Below are 15,233 nucleotides of genomic sequence, written 5' to 3' on the forward strand. Positions count from 1 at the left end.
CATCCCTCAACTTCAGTTAAAGTTAAACATGGTCCGGTCATGTTCATATCCTATATACGGGGACACAGCCATTTGGTTACGCTAATTAAAGATGGAGAACCATACTTTAATTGCCGTTATAGCAATCAGAAGCAGCAGAGCGTACCTGAGGAATCGCACATTGATCATAGAACTTGCTCTGGAACCAAGCGAAGCACCGATCAGACTTCCAAGCACCGTATAAATAATCGGCTCTACAGGAATGTCTCCAGCCGTAATTTTTCCAATTACACCGCCGATCGCAGAGATGAACACAATCGCGAGTGATGATGCAATGGTCGTCCGGACCGGGATTTGCAAAATGGTAAGCATAATCGGGATAAGCACAAATGCGCCCCCAGCCCCGACGATCCCTGATACAATTCCAACGGCAAATGAGGTGCTTGCTGCGATGGTTTTATTAAATGACAAAGCCCCGTTCGCATCCATGCTGCCCTTGCTGGGAATCAGCATCAGTACAATAGCAATCACAGCGAGAATGCCATAGACCAGGTGAATCATACGTTCATCCAGCATACCTGAGATAAAAGCGCCCATCAGGCTCCCTGTAAGAATACTGCTCCCCATAACCAACACTAACTCAGTATGAATGACTGTGCCTCCCGCCCTACCTGCCTTGGCTTTCCTGCGAAATGCAAGTACACCAGCAAGTGAAGCAAAGAAAACCTGAAACATGCTGATCGCCGACACCTGATGAGCTGTGAAAGGTTCCAGCCCAGCCATCTCAGGCACGTATAGCAGCAGCGGGAAGTTGATAATCGCTCCCCCAATGCCGAGTAGTCCAGAGAAAAATGAACCGATCAGACCCAGTATAAACATGATGATAAACAGCAGAAGATCCATCGGTTAGACGCTTCCTTTCAGATGATAGTATAGCGAAATAAATGGTGAAAACATTAGAATAAAACGCCAAAATTGAAGCAGAAAAAAAGTATACATCACTCGTCATTTCGGGTATAATACTTAAAACCAAGTAAATTAATCAGAAATGAGTGATTAAGCATGTTCAACGTGTTGAAGACACTTTTCGTCAATAACTGTCCTCGCTGTAACGAAAAATTACAAGCACATCACGATGCGCTATGCTCCGTCAAAACGTGCACTCATTGTCACTATAAAGAAGAAAGCTACGGCTCGCTCGGAGTCCGTATCGTGTATGACGACACCACAAATGGATAAAAAAAGACACATAATGATATTGTATCACGAACCGGGAAATTTCGGGATGATTCGACATTTATAAAAGGCTTGTGATGTATGTCTTGTTATGTATGTATAGAAAAAAGGCACCGGATTCATACCTCCCGTGCCTTTTTGTGTTTCATCACATTTATTTTGTTTTGAAGCTGAGGAAACCATCATCAACAGCTACCGTTGTGCCATTCATTGCACTCGCAGCATCACTGAACAAAAACGTAACTACACTTGCCACTTTTTCCGGCTGAATCAATTCTCCGCGCATGTGCTGGGTTGCCAGTGCATCCTTCATCGCCTTGTCATTGCCTAATATCGGAGTTTCAATGAAGCCAGGCGCAACCCCGAGAACACGAATCCCATGCTCAGCCAATTCCAGTGCTCCAGATTTGGACATCATGACCACCGCCGCCTTCGCAGCATTGTAGTTGAAGCTGCCCACAGCTGCCACACTTCCGTAGATCGAAGCCGTATTCACAATCGTACCCTGCACATTCAGTTCTACCATTTTCTTCGCACCATAGTACATGCCGTAGTATACGCTGTGCTGATCCACATCAATAACTTTGTGATACGATTCCGGGTCCATCTCCAGAAACGGCTTTACAAGCCCGATGCCTGCATTATTGAAAATGCCATTGAATGTGCCATAGGTCTTCACAGTCCAGTCAATCAACGCTTTAATCTCGTCGCCTTTGGATACATCAACTTTATAAGCTCCGGCCTTACCGCCATTTGCTTCAATCTGAGCTGCAACCTGTTTGGCACCATCTTCGTTAAAATCCGCGACAATGATCGTCGCCCCTTGTGCAGCCAGCTGCAGTGCCGTTTCTTTTCCGATCCCGCTTGCTCCACCCGTGATAATAAGGACTTTCCCTGTATGTTCGGACATAACATCGATCTCCTTTGCTGTCTTTCTTTTGTCAAACCGTGAGCCTCGTCCATGATTTGTAGTTTTTCTTTTTATGAAGTAAATATACAAAGAAAGACGAGCAATCGCTCCGCAAGCTTACTCGTCTTGTTATATTTATCATTTAAACAAACTATTCACTTTGCAAACCGCTGAGCGGTTCCTTCAAGCTATTAATATTATTGATTAATTCAGGAATACCCGTGTTTTGCCAGTTCTCTGCGGTGAACCCCTGCTCTGCAATGGTTGTTTCGAACTGATCGACAACTTCGGTAAGCTGGTTATTATAACTCACCAGATTCTCATGGATGTTCTGACCTATTGCAGGGGCATTCAATTGCGCGAATTCCGCTGCTTCCATCTGAATCAGGTCAATCTTTGCTTGAATCTGTTCCGTTACATCCGGATTGTTGATCGCATCCGCTGCAAGCTGCTGCATATCGGTTCCGGCTGTTGATACCTGTTCTATATAATCGGTCGCGCCACTTACATAATTCAAACTTTGATTCGCCTGCTCTACGATTGAACACGCGGACATCATCAGCACACTGGATGCAACAACTGCGGTCATGACAAGTTTATGTTTTCCTCTTCGCCTGGGCATGATCATCTTCCTCTCTACACTCAGAATGATGGTTGCACGTTAATGATACTTGCTTCCAGAACGCGAATGCAAATGTGTCTGCACACCACAGCATAACGATGTATAATAGATGAATCACACAATAAAGGGATGTCATCATATGCTTCAAGCCTTAAATCAACGCTTGAACCGCATCATGCCACTGATTACCCCCAGCAGTATCATCATTGGTGTATTATGCGGCAGTTATTTATCTTCGTACACGTTTTTGTCCCCCTGGCTGTTTGCTTTCATGACATTTGCAGGCAGTATCAGTCTAAGCGTGCGAGATTTCGTAAATGTTCTAAAAAGGCCTCTGCCTTTGTTTATTTGCTTGCTGATCCTGCATCTGGCGATGCCGCTTGTCGCGCTAGGCACAGGTCATCTGGTATTTCCAACTGATGCCTACACAATTACCGGCCTTGTTCTCGCTGCGGTCATTCCCACTGGAATTAGCAGCTTTATATGGGTGAGCATCTACCGAGGAAATATTGCCCTTACGCTTTCTATTATTCTTATTGATACCTTGCTTGCTCCTTTTGTTGTGCCCGGTGTGTTGTCTCTACTTGTAGGTACAAGTGTTTCCCTGGATATCGGGGCCATGATGAGCAGTCTGTTCTGGATGATTGTGTTTCCATCCCTTCTGGGGATGCTTCTGAATGAGTGGACCAAAGGTGGCATCGTTCCTGTATGGGGGCCTCGGCTGAATCCGTTATCCAAGCTGTTCATGGCTTCTGTTGTGGCAATCAACGGCTCGGTTGTCGCACCATATCTGGCTGACTTCAACTTGAAACTGGCTGGCCTGGCTGTAATTATCGTCTTTCTTGCTTCCTTCGGTTATGCTTTGAGTTATTTCATTGCGAAGTGGCTCGGCTGGAATGAAGCGGACCAGGTCGCCCTTGTCTTTAATGGGGGGATGCGCAACATTAGTGCTGGCGCTGTACTTGCAGTCACTTATTTTCCACCGCCTGTTGCCGTTCCTGTTGTGCTTGGCATGGTATTTCAACAGATGCTCGCTTCTCTGACAGGTTACCTGCTCGGGCGTCGCTCCCAGCTTCTGCAAAAGTCGGATAAAACCTCAACAGCTTAACATTTGCAAAGTTTGCTATAAAAAACAGCAACGCTCCATTATGAAGAAATGGAGTACATGCTGTTTTTTTATTAGCCACATAAATCATAAAAAGCTTCTTAGTTAAACCTGCAATGTATTAAGGAAGCCCACGATTCTTGCCGCCAATCTCGAATGTCCGGCCTGGTTGGGATGAAGACCATCAGGCACACCATTTTCTCCAGTAAAGTATAAATTTTTATGCACCTCCAATAAAGGCTGGATTCCTGCAATGTTCCACAGATCACAGACTGGAATGGAGTACAATGATGCCACTTCTTTGATCGCAGCAATATACTCTGAGTATACTCGTCCGGTCACCGGATTGGGCAAATATTCAGGTACGGCTGTACTTGATCCATGCGGAGGAGTCAAAAAGACAATCAGCTTGGTTGGGTAGCGCTGGATCAAGCCCTCTGCAACATGCTTAAGGGCCCCATAAAATGTATCTGTCGAGCTCGGTGAAGTGTTTATGTTACCAAATGCAGTCGTACCGCTGGAAAAATCATTTCTTCCTCCCATAAAAAAAATGATATCTGCATCAGCATTCAGTTGTTCGATTCGATTGCACATGGGCTCAAGCCCCCCATCGGCTACACTACTACCCGAAATTCCATGATTCTCATGGGATCGAAACCCTAATGCTCTACTGACAAGCTCCGGATATGGATGCTCCCCTTCGCTCAGCCCATAACCATAAGTAATGCTATCTCCTAGAAAGACGGCCTTTTGTCCTTTATATAGCTCAGATTGCAGCAACATACCTAACTCCCTCTTTTTCCTATTATATATATCCGCATAACCTGTCTGGCTCTGGATCCCCATTTTTTTCCCGATGAGTGTAATAAAAACACCATCAGCATGGGATGGTGTTTTTATCCTTAACACTTACTTTTACATTGCTTATTTCGGTTGGATATATCCTTCCGCTTTGAGCAATTCCGCAATCAGAACCGCACCGCCTGCTGCCCCGCGGAGCGTGTTGTGGGACAATCCAACAAATTTATAGTCATAGAGTGAGTCTTCACGCAAACGACCTGTCGATACGCCCATACCACGCTCGATATCACGATCCAGCTTGGTCTGTGGTCTGTTCTCTTCTTCAAAATACGTAATGAACTGTTTCGGTGCACTTGGCAGCGCCAGCTCCTGCGGACGACCTTTGAACTGAGACCAGCGCTCCAGAATCTCATCCTTGCTCGGTTTTTTCTCAAAGTTCACAAACACCGTCGCCAGATGTCCATCGGTTACAGGTACACGAATACATTGCGTTGTAATCAATGGTGCAGATGCTTTGACAATCTGGTTATTTTCTACACTTCCCCAGATGCGAAGCGGCTCCTGCTCGCTTTTTTCTTCCTCACCACCGATGTACGGAATAACGTTATCCAGCATTTCTGGCCAATCCGTGAAGTTTTTGCCCGCACCAGAGATCGCTTGATACGTGGAAGCCACAACCTGTGTCGGATTAAACTCACGCAAAGCGTGCAGCGCTGGCACGTAACTCTGGATCGAGCAATTCGGTTTCACCGCAATAAAACCGGTTGTTGTGCCCAGACGTTTTCTTTGAGCCTCAATCACCGCCAGATGACCTGGGTTAATCTCAGGAATAACCATCGGTACGTCAGCTGTCCAGCGATGAGCCGAGTTATTGGATACAACAGGCGTGCCTGTTTTGGCGTAAGCCTCTTCCAGCGCCTGAATTTCATTTTTTTTCATATCCACTGCGCAGAAAATAAAATCAACCTGGCTCGCAAATGCTTCAACCTGGGATGCATCCTGCACGACAATATTTTTCACCGGCTCAGGAATCGGAACCGCAAGCTTCCATCTTCCTTGAACAGATTCTTCATACGTTTTACCTGCCGAATTGGCACTTGCTGAAATCGCGGTTACTTCAAACCATGGATGTTGATCCAGCAGGTCTACAAAGCGCTGACCCACCATTCCTGTTCCTCCGACAATACCGACTTTTAATTTTGCTGACATGGAATCATCATTTCCTTTCGGTTTAAGTTAGCTCATCTCTTGTTGTCATTGTACATGGGATACTGGAAGCTTGCTTTCATTCCCCTATCATTCACACTATTCAGGCCAATCCAAAGCGTGTAATCACAGCTCTGAAAAACCAAAAAATCCCATCCCCAAGACAAAAGTCTCAGGGACGAGATTGAACACTCGTGGTACCACCCAGATTCGCAAATATGTCACCATATCTGCCTCTTCAAGTATGTGAAGGATGACTGTTTCATCCGTTTTATACTCTAGCTCTATAACAGGAGCGCCTGTCACACCATCCTCCAAGAAAGCGGATTCCGATGTGCTGCTCAGAGTCTTTATTCGATAAAAGTTTCTTTGCCCCTTTTCAGCTGCCGGAGCTCTCTGATGAAAGAATGATTTTTATCTACTCGTCTCGTCTTCGCATTTGATATTGCGATTATAATATCAAAGTTCCAGTACGGAAGTAAACAGTTTTTTTAAATTTGCTGTAATTGGATATATTACAAAAATGAAGTTAGTCATCATCACAACCAATTATAACTAAAAGATAAAACCAAAATAGCCTCCGTGCGGAATATTTCCGCCGAAGGCTGTTTATAGTTGACGCTTGTTTCAAATATGAAGAAACATCATTCCATTTTTCCAGGATACTGAGGTTCATGCACGTCATCTGGCACCGTTTCATCAAAAACATCCTGACCCGGATAATCCCGAACCTCTCCCTCATGCAGCTCATGATTCTCATAATCGAAACGGTGTGCGGTTCTTTGATCCATCCGCCACGGGGAGCTCTTGCCAAGAGATTCAGATAACAAGGATGAGCCGTAGGGGCCCTCCGGGAACTCCTCCAGAGTAATATCATTTCGCTGCGATTCCACGGTGGATACATCCGTATACTCCTGCCTGTCCTCCTGCACAAACTTTTCCTTCATCACTCGTCCCTCCTGATCGTCTTGAGATGATCAACGCATCTTTAAGATGAGCGAAACAGGAAGAACTTATGCATTTTTCTTGGAAAACACTGCGTTTCAAGTGCCGATTCATCACTGAATCCGCACCTTTATCCGCGCTGCTAGAACCATCGCATGGATGCAAGCAGAGCAAAAACCAGCAGACCGATGATGCCTATTCGCGTATCCCGCCTGCTCCAGACCAGAAGAGAGGAACGAGCGCCAAGCGCACTGTTTTCTCTCACCTTGCGCATCTCCATGGCAATGGTCATGTCCTCTGCACGCTGAAACAAGGCCATAAGCAGTGGAATGATCAAGGGCCCCAGATCGCGTATGCGTACGGTATTCGGCTTCAAAGCCGCTTTCCCGCGCGACCTTACAATCAGAGAAAACCGCTGCCACTCACTCCAGATCATTGGAATGAATCTGAAAATCAAAGAGACAGCCAGAGCAAACGAAGCGACAGGAAGTTTAATTTTCCGGCCATAGGCAAACACCCAGTTAAGACCCTCAACCATTCGTCCATAAGGTGTTGTTAACGAGAACCACAGGCTTGCCAGAGTTACGATGAACAGACGATAAAGGTTCAGCAGCGTGCCCTCGGCTTGAATCCATGAAAAGCCAAGCTGAATCCCCCCTTCCCCCGTCGTTAATGTGCTGCCCGATAACGCTGTGGACAGGACAAAAAACAGGACGAGCGGTTTCATCAGCTTGATGCATCCCGTTAACATCTGACGGGGCAGCACAGCTAAAGCACCTGCCACCGGAATCAAGGTTAAGGTCAGGCCAAGCCAGTCCTGCTGAAGCATCGCTGCTGTCACAAGCAGCACGTACAACACCCATTTCAGACGCGGATCGAGCACGATATATGCTTCGTTAGAAGGAACAGAAGCAGCAGTTGGTTGTTGAAATTGGGCAGAATCATCATAGGCAGGTATGACTTCTGGCATTTCTTTCGTATCATGCATATGTTCAGCACCTGCTGCCTTTTGCCCCCCTGAGCGAATAATGGCTTCAGCCATCTCTTCTGCCGTCATCGCCGGATAAGAGAAATCAATCCCGGCCGCTCGCAGCTGCTCTGCAAGGCGCATTGAAGGAGGCAGACCCATTCCAGCCTCAACCAGCAGCTCAGGATGTGTGTGCAATTCCAGCGGCGTAACATCTGCAATCAAGCGACCTTTTTTTAACAAAAGCACTCGGTCTGCATACGGCAGAAACGTATCCAGATCATGTGTAGCAATAATTGCCGCACCACCTGACATGCGCTTTTTATCGAGGGAACCAAGCAGCAGCTTCACGCTGTGTGCCTCAAGACCCGCGCTGGGTTCATCCAGCAGCATCCAGTCCGGTTTGGTTACATCCCCAAGTGCAAGTCCCAGTCTTCGCTTCTCACCACCGCTGAGGGCAAAGGGCGAACGCTCCAGGTGAAAACGCCGTTCCCCCTGATCCCCACGAGGCGGGTCCCAATGCGCCAAAGAATCTTCAATCTGCTGCTCACAGTCGTCTTCATTCAGACGATAAGGGCGCAGCGAGTACAGCATCTCCCGCTTGATATCATGCGCAAACAATTGCTGTTCCGGAAATTGAAACACAAGCCCTGTCTGAAGCAGCACCGATTGAGGCACCCTCCCATCACGCCACATCGGTTCGCCTTCCAGCCGAATAACACCGGAATCCGGCGTTCTCAGACCAGCCATAGTCTGTAGCAGTGTTGTTTTGCCTGAGCCAGTACAGCCCAGGAGCAGCGTAACCTCACCACGTCTCAGTGTGACTGTAATCTGATCCAGCAGTGTGCGCTTGTTCTCACCCGGGACTCGCACGCAAATATTCTTCAGCTCCATCACCAGCGCGCAACCTCCCTGGCCAGCTGCTCAGGCCTTAAAGGCGCAGCATGCTGCAGCTTCCCCTGCCGCTTCAGGATCAGGCATGTCTTGACCGTGAAAGGCGGCTCCAGTCCCAGCTGCTCACAAGGGGATTGCCCCCCTTTTTGCTGCAAGGCATCGCTTCGTGTACCTGTTTCTACTGATAGATGTTTCTTGTTTCTTTCTGATAATGGATAAAAAAACGACATCGGTGTGCCGTCATAGACACATCGTCCTTTATTCATAGCCATGATTCGATCACTTAGCGTTGCTTCCTCCAGATGATGCGTAATCCAGATTACTGCTGTGCCATTGCTCGTCACGGTCTGAACAATATGCTCCAAGCGGTCTCTTGCATCAGGATCAAGCATAGCCGCAGGCTCGTCCATAATCAGCACATCCGGCCTGGCTGCAAGTGCTGTTGCAATGTTAAGCAGCTGCTTCTGTCCACCGGATAACTGTGCAATAGCTGCAGTTGGCGGATGGTGAAGTCCGACAATTTGCATTGCTTCCCTTCTGCGGTTCTCCTTCTCCAGACGGGATATATGTAAATGCGATAATGCAAAATGAAATTCCTCTTCAATCGTATCTCCCAGTACCTGTGCATCAGGTTGCTGTAATACCCCGCGAATGATCAGATTCTCCGGAACATTTCGTTCGCCACTGGACAAGGGCATAAAGCCCAGCAGTATGCCGGCAAGGGTGCTTTTTCCACTCCCGTTTGCACCGACGATACTTAACCATTCCCCTGCTTTGAGTGCAAGCGAGACCCCGTCCAGCGCCTTCTTCACCTCACTGCCTTCAACAGTGTAGTGTACACGTACGTCTTTTAATGAAATGATAGGCAGCTTATCTTGCATTTCAAAATTAGTCCTTTCGCAATTCGAATGAATATGATAATATGCTAATCGTTAACCATTCAAAATTATTTGGTTAACAATAATTCTATCAAAATCGAAAGGATTGTACAAACATGAAATTATCTTTGCGAGGCATCGTATTCAGTGCGCTCATGGCGGCCATTCTCGTTATTTTTGGATACATAAGCATTCCTCTCGGGTTCTCCCCTGTGCCGATTACGCTGCAAACGTTGGCAGTGATGTTAGCTGGTGGACTGCTTGGGCCGCTTTACGGATTTCTGAGCATTGCCCTGGTTGTTGTACTTACCGGTCTTGGTTTTCCTCTGCTGCATGGAACGGGTGGACTTGGCGTTCTGCTCGGGCCAACCGGAGGTTATGTAATTATATGGCCCTTTGCCGCCTTGCTTATCGGTCTGCTGCTCTCCAAAGTCCAGATTCGCGGATTCAAAGGGTTCTTGCTTGCATTTATCATCCTGGAAATATTCGGTTCCCTCTTCATTTATGTTACAGGTGTTCCTTGGTTAGCTTATCGCTTCAGCATGTCCTTATCGGATGCGATGATTCAAGGCTTCTATCCTTATATTATCGGTGATCTGATCAAAGCCGTTTTCGCCACGATCATCATCGCTCCTATTCGCATCGTATACCCGCCTCAGCGCCTGACAAGTCCTATGCATTCCAATGTGATTAAGATGAACTAGTCTCTGTCACCCCCTTCAGAATGTCGTGGCCAGATCAGCACAGAAAACCGCCAAAGTGAGCCTTTGGCGGTTTTCTGTATTTTTATTAATTTATCTTTATTGAGCTTTCATTACTTTTATCTTTATCCCATTCCCCTCGGCAGCTTAGGAACCGTAAATTTTCAGCAGCATATCCTTGCTGCTCACCTGTCCTGAAGCTTGCGGAATGACATCATTGTAGTCCGCGGAGTTTGTTACGATGATAGGGGTTACCGTATGATAACCTGCGGCTTTAATCTGCTCAATGTCGAATTCGAGCAGCAGATCCCCCGCCTTCACTCGGTCTCCTTCCTCGATGTAGGAGATAAAATGCTGCCCATCCAGCTTGACCGTGTCCACGCCTACATGTACCAGAATTTCGGCTCCCGAATCGGAAACGACAGCAAGTGCATGTTTCTTTTTGAAAGCAACAGTAACTGTACCATCAAAGGGAGCAACAACACGACCTGTGGTTGGCTCGATTGCAATCCCTTTTCCCATAGCGCCAGAAGCAAACGCCGGATCTGGAACTTCAGCCAAATCGACAATTGTACCTTCGATTGGACTTAATACTTCTTGATCTGTTTTGGAGGCTGCTTGAGCCGATGGCTTGGAAGCCTCTTTGGTTGATGCAGTCCCGGCCGTTTGACCTGCGTTAGCTTCTGTCTTCGTGTCCTCATCATCCACAGGGTCTTTGAAGCCCATGATATACGTCAGAACTGCAGAAACGATAAAGGACGCTGCGATACCCATAATCAGTCCAGGGAAGCCTTGCCCACCGGGTCCGTAGAAGATTGGCAGTGTAAGCAGTCCCGGTGCACCCGAAGCGAATGCCTGTGTTCCTGCCTGACCGATAATTGCACCACCGACAGCACCACCGATAACACCAGCAATAAATGGACGTTTTAGCGGCAGCGTTACACCATAAATTGCCGGTTCAGTAATTCCGAACAACGCTGTAAGTGTAGATGACCCGGCAAGAGTTTTCAGTTTTTTGTTTTTGGTTCTGAGCATAACCCCGAACGCTGCTCCCGTCTGAGCAAAGACCGAAGCCGTTGCTGCCGGTTTTACACCGTCCTTGCCGTATACAGCAATGTTGTTGATGAAAACAGGCACCAAGCCCCAGTGTACGCCGAAAATAACGAGCAGCTGCCAGCTTGCACCCATCACAGCTCCGGCGAGCAGTGGGCTGAATCCAAATGCAGCGACCATTGCAGACGCAATGCCGTTACCTACGTAGACACCAAATGGTCCAAATACAAGCAGTGTGAGCGGAACCATAATGACAAGTAAAAATAAAGGGGTCACAAAGTTTTTAATACTATCATGAAGCAGTTTGTTGAAAAACTTCTCCAGCTTGCTCATCACAATAACCGCCAGAATAATCGGTATAACGGTAGACGAATAGTTCATAAGCACAACGGGAATTCCGAAGAAGTCCGTAGGTGTGCCGTCTGTCTTCAGCTGAATGATTGTTGGATAGATTAATGCTCCGGCAATCGTTAAGGCAACAAACATATTCCCCTGGAATTTACGTGCCGTTGTAACCGCTAACAGGAGCGGCAGGAAATAGAACAAGCTGTCTGCTGCTGCATACAAAATGATATAGGTGGTGTCTGTTTTCTCAAGCCAACTCATATTGTTCGCGATCAAAAGCAAACCTTTTAATATCCCGGCTCCAGCCATAACACCAAGCAGCGGTGCAAAAATGCTCGATATGACGTCAATGATGCCGCCGAGGCCTTTCACCTTTTTGCCGCTCTTCTCTTTACTCGAAGAGTCGTCCAGAATATGACTGATCTGACCGATGGCCTGATATACCTCAGGCACTTTATTTCCTACAACAACCTGGAATTGTCCGCCGTTTTCCTTAACGGCAATAACACCCTCTGTTTTCTCCAGACCCGCTTTGTCGGCTTTTGAATCATCCTTTAATACAAACCGCAGCCTTGTCGCACAGTGAACGAGTGACTCCACATTTTTTTCACCGCCGACCCGCGCTACAATCTCTCTGGCCAGTTTCTCTTGACTCATGATATGCCCTCCTACTTTTTGTCCAACAGGCACTTTACCGATTTTTTTGCACACAAAAAACCTAAGCCTAGCGCAGATGGACACAAAGGTTCCAACATGCACATGACTTAGGTTTTGCCTGCATAACCAGTAACAATCCCAGTTAAATCGTATTCAAATTCCTGTTATACACATAATATTATAATATAACCAATTATGTCAATGATTAATTGTTATCGATTCACGACACGTTCAATGTGCACGGTCAGATACAATTTTTCCTCATTGGTTAGCTCATGATCGTACTCCTTGTTAACAAACATGGCTATTTTCTCTACACATGCAGCAGCTTCAGGATGTTTCTCCTTGATCATGTCGTAGAAATGATCGTAATCTTTATCATAGTGTGTGCCGTTCAGCACACGCTGCGAGAAAAATTTCAAATGTGTAATGAAGCGGAAGTAGCTGAGCGACTCCTCATCAAATTCCATTTTAAAATGATACTTCGCGATATTGATAATCTGCTGGATAAACTTTGTCATATTCATCGTGGTGATGACTTCTTCATTCATCTCCGCATTGACGATATGCAGTGCAATAAAGGCAGCTTCATCCGGCGGAAGTTCGATCTGCATGCGCTTGTTAATTTCTTCAATCGTACGCAGTCCCAGCGCAAATTCGGCCTTGTACAGCTGTTTGATCTCCCACATTAACGCATTTTTGATCTCGATGCCTTCGTGATAACGCTCTATTGCGAAATTAATATGATCCGTCAAGGATACATAGATGTTCTCATTCAGCTTACGTCCGAGGCTGTCACGTGCGTGTGAGATCATCTCCTCAACGATTTCAACCAGTTCCATCGGAACCTCGCGCAGCAGCATTTTGAAATTATCGGATGTCTGTTTGTTTTTCAAGGCAAATACTTTCTGAATGCGGGTCTCGTCTACTTTATCTCCCGGCTTTTTCTTAAAGGCAATCCCACGTCCCATCACTACAAGCTCTGCCCCGTCGGCCTGATAGATGCTGATGACGTTGTTGTTGATAACCTTCGCTATTCTCAATGCAATCCCCCCGTCACGTTCCACTCTCTAGTCGCGCTGATATATCTATTCATGGGCATAACAAAAAAACCTGGAGCATCACAAAATAAACAAGACATGACCGTCTGCTTCTTTTGGTGCTCAGGTTTTGCCTACGTGTGATGTAGTAACAATCCCAGAAACGATATATTTGCGTCAAGTATACCTTGAACAGCAATCAATGTCAACGCTTTCAAGGAGCAGACATCAGGAAGTTACATGAATGCATGCAACTTCTGATGTTTAGACAAACACGGATGCTTCTCCTCGGCAGACTATTCGTCTCCAAGATCAGTGCCGCGGGAGGCAATAACATTTTTGTACCATTCAAAGCTTTTCTTTTTCAACCGAGTCAGCTCTCCCTTGCCTTCGTTGTCACGATCTACATAGATATAGCCGTAACGTTTTCTCATTTCGCCGGAAGATGCGCTGACGATGTCAATCGGCCCCCAGCTCGTATAACCAATGATGTTACAGCCGTCCTGAATGGCTTCACCCATCTCCGCAACATGGCGTTTCAAATAATCAATGCGGTATGAATCATCAATCTCTCCTTCAGCATTGATTTCATCATGAGCACCAAAACCGTTCTCCACTACAAACAGCGGTTTCTGATAGCGGTCATGAAGCTGGTTTGCCGTAATACGGAAACCTTTAGGATCAACCGTCCACCCCCACTCCGATTTTGTCAGGTATGGATTGGCTATGGAGCCGAACACGTTGCCACTCGTCATATTTTTGTTCACTTCAGGGTCAGTACTGGTGGTGCGGCTGGAGTAATAACTGAATCCGATATAGTCCACCGTATGGTTTTTCAAAATTTCAGCATCCTGCGGCTCCATGACGATATTCAGATGGTTGTCCTTAAAGAAACGTTTGGCATAACCCGGATATTCTCCGCGTGACTGCACATCAATGAAAAAGTAGGATTCACGATCCTTCTCCATTCCCTGGAATACATCCTCCGGATTACATGTGTACGGATAGAAGCTGCCTGCAGCAAGCATGCAACCAATCATCGCGTCCGGGATGATCTCATGACAAGCTTTAACGGCAAGTGCACTTGCAACCAGCTGGTGATGCGCTGCCTGATACTGGATTTCCTTGATGTTATCCCCTTCGTTAAAGGCCAGCCCTGCTCCCAGGAATGGAAGATGAAGCAGCATGTTGATCTCGTTAAACGTCATCCAGTATTTCACCTTGTCTTTGTAACGGGCAAATACCGTTTTGGCATAGGTCTCAAACAGCGTCACCAATTCACGGCTTCTCCAGCTGCCGTATTTCTCAATCAGATGTACAGGCACATCAAAGTGGGCCAACGTGACAACCGGCTGGATGCCATGTTTCAACAGCTCGTCAAACAGGTCATCGTAAAATTGCAATCCTGCTTCATTCGGCTGCGCGTCCTCGCCTGTCGGAAAAATTCGTGCCCATGCAATGGACACACGTAAAGCTTTGAAGCCCATCTCTGCAAACAGAGCAATATCCTCACGATATCTGTGGTAGAAATCGATGGCCTCATGGGATGGATAGAACTCATTTTCAAGCGGTGTGAAGGCAGGCACATGACCTTTCATAATGTTTCTGCGCTTCTCTCCAGTTGGCAAAAGATCAACAATGCTCAGTCCTTTGCCATCCTCAAGGTATGCCCCTTCTGCCTGGTTGGCTGCAATAGCTCCTCCCCATAGAAAATGTTCAGGAAATTGAAATGTCGTCATCTGTATTCTCCTTTCAAATATATCATGCAATGATCCGCCCAGTCTCTGCCGTCCAGCTGTATCACTGGGTAAATAGAAAAAACCCGAACCAGCCTGCATACACTACGACGTGTATCACAAGCCAGCTCAGGTTATGCCCGTATTCGGTAACATTC

General features: G+C 46.7%; 13 protein-coding genes and 1 other annotated feature. Of the genes, 2 read left to right on the forward strand and 11 right to left on the reverse strand.

Features of this window, described 5'->3' with window-relative positions; all coding sequences use genetic code 11:
- Positions 1-81 precede the first annotated feature (81 nt).
- From ACQSGY_RS04255 to ACQSGY_RS04265, 3 genes are all read right to left on the reverse strand, one after another.
- Complete coding sequence (locus ACQSGY_RS04255; RefSeq protein WP_427050798.1) at positions 82-882, reverse strand: sulfite exporter TauE/SafE family protein; 801 nt, start codon at positions 880-882, stop codon at positions 82-84.
- Positions 883-1,369: 487 nt separating this feature from the next.
- The gene (locus ACQSGY_RS04260) at positions 1,370-2,125 is read right to left on the reverse strand and encodes an SDR family NAD(P)-dependent oxidoreductase (RefSeq protein ID WP_427050799.1); all 756 of its coding nucleotides are present in this window, start codon (positions 2,123-2,125) and stop codon (positions 1,370-1,372) included.
- A 151-nt stretch (positions 2,126-2,276) separates the two neighbouring features.
- Positions 2,277-2,747 (reverse strand): DUF6376 family protein, encoded by a 471-nt coding sequence (locus ACQSGY_RS04265; RefSeq protein WP_427050800.1) that lies wholly within the window; start codon positions 2,745-2,747, stop codon positions 2,277-2,279.
- Positions 2,748-2,886: 139 nt separating this feature from the next.
- On the opposite strand from ACQSGY_RS04265, the gene ACQSGY_RS04270 reads away from it, so the two are divergent.
- Complete coding sequence (locus ACQSGY_RS04270; RefSeq protein WP_427050801.1) at positions 2,887-3,855, forward strand: bile acid:sodium symporter family protein; 969 nt, start codon at positions 2,887-2,889, stop codon at positions 3,853-3,855.
- A 102-nt stretch (positions 3,856-3,957) separates the two neighbouring features.
- On the opposite strand, the gene ACQSGY_RS04275 is transcribed toward ACQSGY_RS04270, so the two are convergent.
- The 5 genes from ACQSGY_RS04275 to ACQSGY_RS04295 form a co-directional block, all read right to left on the reverse strand.
- Positions 3,958-4,761 carry an SGNH/GDSL hydrolase family protein gene (locus tag ACQSGY_RS04275; RefSeq protein ID WP_427050802.1) on the reverse strand — a complete coding sequence of 268 codons (804 nt, stop codon included), beginning with the start codon at positions 4,759-4,761 and terminating at the stop codon, positions 3,958-3,960.
- Between the two features lie 15 nt (positions 4,762-4,776).
- Positions 4,777-5,862: an aspartate-semialdehyde dehydrogenase gene (gene asd / locus ACQSGY_RS04280; RefSeq protein WP_216513768.1), complete on the reverse strand. Its 1,086-nt coding sequence runs from the start codon at positions 5,860-5,862 to the stop codon at positions 4,777-4,779.
- A 168-nt stretch (positions 5,863-6,030) separates the two neighbouring features.
- Positions 6,031-6,302, reverse strand: a binding site (T-box leader).
- Positions 6,303-6,503: 201 nt separating this feature from the next.
- Positions 6,504-6,806, reverse strand: coding sequence for a hypothetical protein (locus ACQSGY_RS04285; RefSeq protein WP_216513767.1), 303 nt, complete (start codon positions 6,804-6,806; stop codon positions 6,504-6,506).
- A 140-nt stretch (positions 6,807-6,946) separates the two neighbouring features.
- Positions 6,947-8,665, reverse strand: a complete 1,719-nt coding sequence (locus ACQSGY_RS04290; RefSeq protein ID WP_427050861.1) for an ATP-binding cassette domain-containing protein — start codon at positions 8,663-8,665, stop codon at positions 6,947-6,949.
- Positions 8,665-9,546, reverse strand: a complete 882-nt coding sequence (locus ACQSGY_RS04295) for an energy-coupling factor ABC transporter ATP-binding protein (RefSeq protein WP_427050803.1) — start codon at positions 9,544-9,546, stop codon at positions 8,665-8,667. The genes ACQSGY_RS04290 and ACQSGY_RS04295 overlap by 1 nt, the downstream gene beginning before the upstream one ends.
- 113 nt (positions 9,547-9,659) lie before the next feature.
- Here ACQSGY_RS04295 and ACQSGY_RS04300 point away from each other — a divergent pair, with 113 nt between their 5' ends.
- Positions 9,660-10,247, forward strand: coding sequence for a biotin transporter BioY (locus ACQSGY_RS04300; RefSeq protein ID WP_145402493.1), 588 nt, complete (start codon positions 9,660-9,662; stop codon positions 10,245-10,247).
- Between the two features lie 144 nt (positions 10,248-10,391).
- Here the strand turns inward: ACQSGY_RS04300 and ACQSGY_RS04305 are convergent, their stop codons facing one another.
- The 3 genes from ACQSGY_RS04305 to ACQSGY_RS04315 all read right to left on the reverse strand — a co-directional run bounded on the left by ACQSGY_RS04305 (position 10,392) and on the right by ACQSGY_RS04315 (position 15,078).
- Positions 10,392-12,299, reverse strand: coding sequence for a beta-glucoside-specific PTS transporter subunit IIABC (locus tag ACQSGY_RS04305; protein ID WP_427050804.1), 1,908 nt, complete (start codon positions 12,297-12,299; stop codon positions 10,392-10,394).
- A 212-nt stretch (positions 12,300-12,511) separates the two neighbouring features.
- A complete protein-coding gene (gene licT, locus ACQSGY_RS04310; protein WP_427050805.1) occupies positions 12,512-13,342 on the reverse strand; it encodes a BglG family transcription antiterminator LicT in 831 nt (276 codons plus the stop codon).
- Between the two features lie 293 nt (positions 13,343-13,635).
- On the reverse strand, positions 13,636-15,078 hold the full coding sequence (locus ACQSGY_RS04315) for a 6-phospho-beta-glucosidase (RefSeq protein ID WP_427050806.1): 1,443 nt from the start codon (positions 15,076-15,078) through the stop codon (positions 13,636-13,638).
- Positions 15,079-15,233 lie beyond the last annotated feature (155 nt).

Origin of the sequence: Paenibacillus sp. TC-CSREp1, from assembly GCF_050171015.1 — a bacterium.
In the GTDB taxonomy this organism is placed as follows: Bacteria; Bacillota; Bacilli; order Paenibacillales; family Paenibacillaceae; genus Paenibacillus; species Paenibacillus silvae.

Excerpts from the sequence above, each read along its gene's own strand:
- ACQSGY_RS04255 (WP_427050798.1), bottom strand. The coding sequence starts at position 882 with ATGGATCTTCTGCTGTTTATCATCATGTTTATACTGGGTCTGATCGGT.
- ACQSGY_RS04260 (WP_427050799.1), bottom strand. The coding sequence starts at position 2,125 with ATGTCCGAACATACAGGGAAAGTCCTTATTATCACGGGTGGAGCAAGC.
- ACQSGY_RS04265 (WP_427050800.1), bottom strand. The coding sequence starts at position 2,747 with ATGCCCAGGCGAAGAGGAAAACATAAACTTGTCATGACCGCAGTTGTT.
- ACQSGY_RS04270 (WP_427050801.1), top strand. The coding sequence starts at position 2,887 with ATGCTTCAAGCCTTAAATCAACGCTTGAACCGCATCATGCCACTGATT.
- asd (WP_216513768.1), bottom strand. The coding sequence starts at position 5,862 with ATGTCAGCAAAATTAAAAGTCGGTATTGTCGGAGGAACAGGAATGGTG.
- ACQSGY_RS04285 (WP_216513767.1), bottom strand. The coding sequence starts at position 6,806 with ATGAAGGAAAAGTTTGTGCAGGAGGACAGGCAGGAGTATACGGATGTA.
- ACQSGY_RS04290 (WP_427050861.1), bottom strand. The coding sequence starts at position 8,665 with ATGGAGCTGAAGAATATTTGCGTGCGAGTCCCGGGTGAGAACAAGCGC.
- ACQSGY_RS04295 (WP_427050803.1), bottom strand. The coding sequence starts at position 9,546 with ATGCAAGATAAGCTGCCTATCATTTCATTAAAAGACGTACGTGTACAC.
- ACQSGY_RS04300 (WP_145402493.1), top strand. The coding sequence starts at position 9,660 with ATGAAATTATCTTTGCGAGGCATCGTATTCAGTGCGCTCATGGCGGCC.
- ACQSGY_RS04305 (WP_427050804.1), bottom strand. The coding sequence starts at position 12,299 with ATGAGTCAAGAGAAACTGGCCAGAGAGATTGTAGCGCGGGTCGGCGGT.
- ACQSGY_RS04315 (WP_427050806.1), bottom strand. The coding sequence starts at position 15,078 with ATGACGACATTTCAATTTCCTGAACATTTTCTATGGGGAGGAGCTATT.